Origin of the sequence: Nocardia cyriacigeorgica (assembly GCF_010858045.1) — a bacterium.
GTDB classification, from domain to species: domain Bacteria; phylum Actinomycetota; class Actinomycetes; order Mycobacteriales; family Mycobacteriaceae; genus Nocardia; species Nocardia cyriacigeorgica_E.
This window is the reverse complement of sequence record NZ_JAAGVC010000445.1, coordinates 1-230: the sequence shown is the minus strand read 5'-3', so window position 1 is coordinate 230 and position 230 is coordinate 1. Positions and strand designations below refer to the sequence as shown.

The window sequence follows — 230 nt, the reverse complement described above, 5'->3', positions numbered from 1 at the left end:
GCACCATGAGGCGAACGCGGCGGTCGCGGCAGCTGCGCTCGGGCTACGTCATCACGTGATCCGGCTCGGCGGCACCGATGTGATCGAGCTTTCGCGCGATGTGATGGGGCGGCTCGGCACCCAACGCAACGGCAACGGCTGCCACGTAGATCGAGTCGACCCCACCGCTGAGCAGCACGGCCGGGATACCGCCGAACCGTTCGAGCACAGCGGCGATGCGCGATCGGGCT

The 230-nt window shown here is 68.7% G+C and carries 1 protein-coding gene; it reads right to left on the bottom strand.

The features are described 5' to 3' along the window. Positions 1-43: 43 nt before the first annotated feature. Positions 44-230, bottom strand: a 187-nt coding sequence (locus GV790_RS30410; RefSeq protein ID WP_163818224.1) for a hypothetical protein, incomplete at its 5' end; no start/stop codon positions are given.